Origin of the sequence: Lentzea indica, assembly GCF_012184385.1 — a bacterium.
GTDB lineage: Bacteria > Actinomycetota > Actinomycetes > Mycobacteriales > Pseudonocardiaceae > Lentzea > Lentzea indica.
This window is the reverse complement of sequence record NZ_VSRL01000464.1, coordinates 1-3,218: the sequence shown is the minus strand read 5'-3', so window position 1 is coordinate 3,218 and position 3,218 is coordinate 1. Positions and strand designations below refer to the sequence as shown.

The window sequence follows — 3,218 nt, the reverse complement described above, 5'->3', positions numbered from 1 at the left end:
CCGCACCTGGTCCGGCGCGGAGGCGTTGTCCAGCACGAGCAGCATCCGCCGGCCCGACAGCAACGACCGCAGCATTGTGCTCTGCTCGTCCGCGTCCGGCGGGATCTCGTCCGGCGGCACTCCCAGCGCCCGCAGGAACCGCGACAGCACGTCCATCCCGTCCGCGGGCGGCCCCAGCGCGTACCCGCGCAGGTCGACGTACAGCTGCCCGTCCGGGAACCGGTCCCGTAACAGATGCGCCACGTGCACCGCCAACGTCGTCTTGCCCACCCCCGGCTGTCCCGCCAGTGTCACGATCGGCACCGAACCGCCCGTGATCAGCCCGGAGATCCGCTCCACGTGCCAGGAGCGCCCGGTGAAGTCCGCGATGTCGTCCGGCAGCCGCATCGGTGACGCCGGGGCGCGTTCCGGCTCACGGGCCACCGCCGGCGCCGCCAGCTCCGGCGACCCCACCAGGATCGCCTGGTGCAACGACCGCAGCTCCTGTGACGGATCGATGCCCAGCTGCTCGTCCAGCGTCCGGTCGAGCTGCCGGAACGCCTCCAGCGCCTCCGCCTGCCTGCTGCTGCGGTACAGCGCGAGCATCAGCTGTCCCCAGAACCGTTCGCGCAACGGGTGGTCCCGCGTCAGCGCGAACAGCTCCGGCACCAGATCCGCGTGGTTGCCCAGCGCGAGCTCCACGTCGATCCGCTGCTCGTGCACGGTCATCAGCAGCTCGGTCAGCCGCGGCGCGTGCTCGGAGTACAGCGTCTCCGACGGCACGTCCGACAGCACAGGACCGCGCCACAGTTCCAACGCCTCGGCAAACGCTTTCCGCGCCATGACCAGATCGTCCGCAGCGGCAGCCACACGCCCGCGAGCCGCCGCGTCAGCGAACCGGTGCGCGTCCACGGCCAACGGGTCGACGCGCATCCGGTAGCCGTCAGCGGCGGTCTGGATCAGCGACGGGTCGCCCAGCGCCGCCCTCAGCCGCATCACGTACGTCTGCAACGTCCCACGAGTGCGCGCAGGCGGCGCGTCACCCCACACGTGCTCGACGAGTTCCGTCACGGGTACGACTCGGTTCGGCCGGAGCAGCAACGCCGCCAGCAGCGCCCGGTGCTTGCCCGCGCGCAGTACCACCGCCGAGCCGTCCAGGCGCACTTCCAACGGGCCGAGCAGCCGGAACTGCGGACCCGAAGCCATTGCCTTCCCCTCGCGCGCCAGATGATCCACTGCGGGTGATCCCCGTCTACCGGACAGCCTATTAGCGCGCTGTCGCCGAGTGACATCGGCGCGTCAGCGATACGTCAGCGTCATACGGCAATCTTCTTCATGTCCCGGTCGGGGGGCCGGGGCAACAAACTTCTCGGGTTCCGCGGAAGTCCGCGGATCACGATCGCTGGGGGTCGAAAGGCCCAGGAGCTCTCTCAGCTCCTGGGCCTTTCGCGCATTTCACCTGCTACTTGGCGTAGATCGCGTCGATGTCCGCCGAGAACGTCGTCGCCACGACGTTGCGCTTCAGCTTCAGGCTCGGCGTCATCTCTCCACCGGCCTCGGTGAAGTCCACCGGAAGCACGCGGAACTTGCGGATCGCCTCGGCCTTGGACACCGACTTGTTCGCCTCGTCCACCACGGCCTGGATCTCGGCCAGCAGGTCGGCGTCCTCGATGAGGTCGGGGACCTCCGCCGACGCCGGCTTGCCGTGCGACTCCTTCCACGACGGGAAGAACTCCGGGTCGATCGTGATCAGCGCGCCGATGAACGGCTGCTTGTCGCCGACGACCATGCACTGCGAGATCAGGGGGTGCGCCCGGATGCGGTCCTCGAGCTGCGCGGGGGAGACGTTCTTGCCACCGGCGGTGACGATGATCTCCTTCTTGCGGCCCGTGATCTTCAGGAAGCCGTCGCTGTCGAGCTCGCCGATGTCACCGGTGTGGAACCAGCCGTCCTCGAGAGCCTCCTTGGTGGCGGCCTCGTTGTTCCAGTAGCCGGTGAACACGATGTCGCCCTTGATGAGGATCTCGCCGTCCTCGGCGATCCGCACCGACGTGCCCGGCACCGGCAGACCGACCGTGCCGACCTTCTCCTGACCGCGGAACGTCACGCACGCCGCCGCCGACGTCTCCGTCAGGCCGTAGCCCTCGTACACCGGGATGCCCGCGCCGCGGAAGAAGTGCGACAACCGGTCACCCAGCGGCGCACCGCCGGAGACCGCCGCGATCGCACGGCCGCCCAGAGCGCCCCGCAGCTTCGAGAACACCAGCTTGTCGAACACCGGCGTGCTTGATCCGCAGCCCCAGGCCGGGACCGCCGTTGTCCAGCGCGCCGCTGTAGGCGACCGCCGTCGCCTCGGCGGCGTCGAAGATCTTGCCCTTGCCGCCGGCGTGCGCCTTCTGCTTGGCGCCGTTGTAGACCTTCTCGAACACTCGCGGGACCGCGACGACGAACGTCGGCCGGAACTGGCCGAGGTCCTCGACGAGGTTCTTCACGTCAGCCGTGTGACCCACTGTCGCGCGCGAGTACACACACGCCAGCGCCAGAGCGCGCGCCAGGATGTGGGCGAGAGGCAGGAACAGCAGCAGCGAGTTGCCCGCCGTGAGGATCTCCGGGAACCGCGACAGCGCCGACCGCACCTCGGACAGCAGGTTGCGGTGCGTGAGCGTGCAGCCCTTGGGGCGGCCGGTGGTGCCGGACGTGTAGACCAGCGTGGCCGTCTGGTCGGCCTTCACCTGCCCACGGCGCTCGTGCACCTGCTCGTCGGTGATCTCGGCGCCCAGCGCGGTCAGCTCGTCGACCGCGGCCGCCGCGCCCTCGATCTGCCACACGTGGCGCAGCTCGGGCAGCTTGCCGACGACCTCGTCGACCAGCGCGCGGTGAGACGACGCCTCGACGAAGACGGCCTTCGCGCCGGAGTCGGACAGGATCCACTCGATCTGGTCCGCCGACGACGTCTCGTAGATCGGCACGACGACGCCGCCCGCCGCCCAGATGGCGAAGTCGAGCAGCGACCACTCGTAGCGGGTCTTGCAGACCAGCCCGACCCTGTCGCCGAGCTCCATGCCCGCCGCGACCAGGCCTTTGGCGACCGCCATGACCTGCGCTGCGAAATCACGCGCCGTGATGTCCACCCAGGTGCCATCGACCTGCCTGCGGAAGCTGACGGCGTTGCCGAAGCGCTCCGCGTTGGCCCACACCATGTCGGTGAGGTTCTCCTCCGGAGCCACTGCGGCCGTGGC

At 69.6% G+C, this 3,218-nt stretch carries 1 protein-coding gene and 1 pseudogene; both read right to left on the bottom strand.

Going from position 1 to position 3,218, the window contains the following annotated elements; all coding sequences use genetic code 11:
• A partial coding sequence (locus FXN61_RS48385; RefSeq protein WP_167980484.1) for an AfsR/SARP family transcriptional regulator occupies positions 1–1,185 on the bottom strand: 1,185 nt, incomplete at its 3' end.
• Positions 1,186–1,441: 256 nt separating this feature from the next.
• Positions 1,442–3,206 (bottom strand): annotated as a pseudogene (locus FXN61_RS53970) (AMP-dependent synthetase/ligase).
• Positions 3,207–3,218 lie beyond the last annotated feature (12 nt).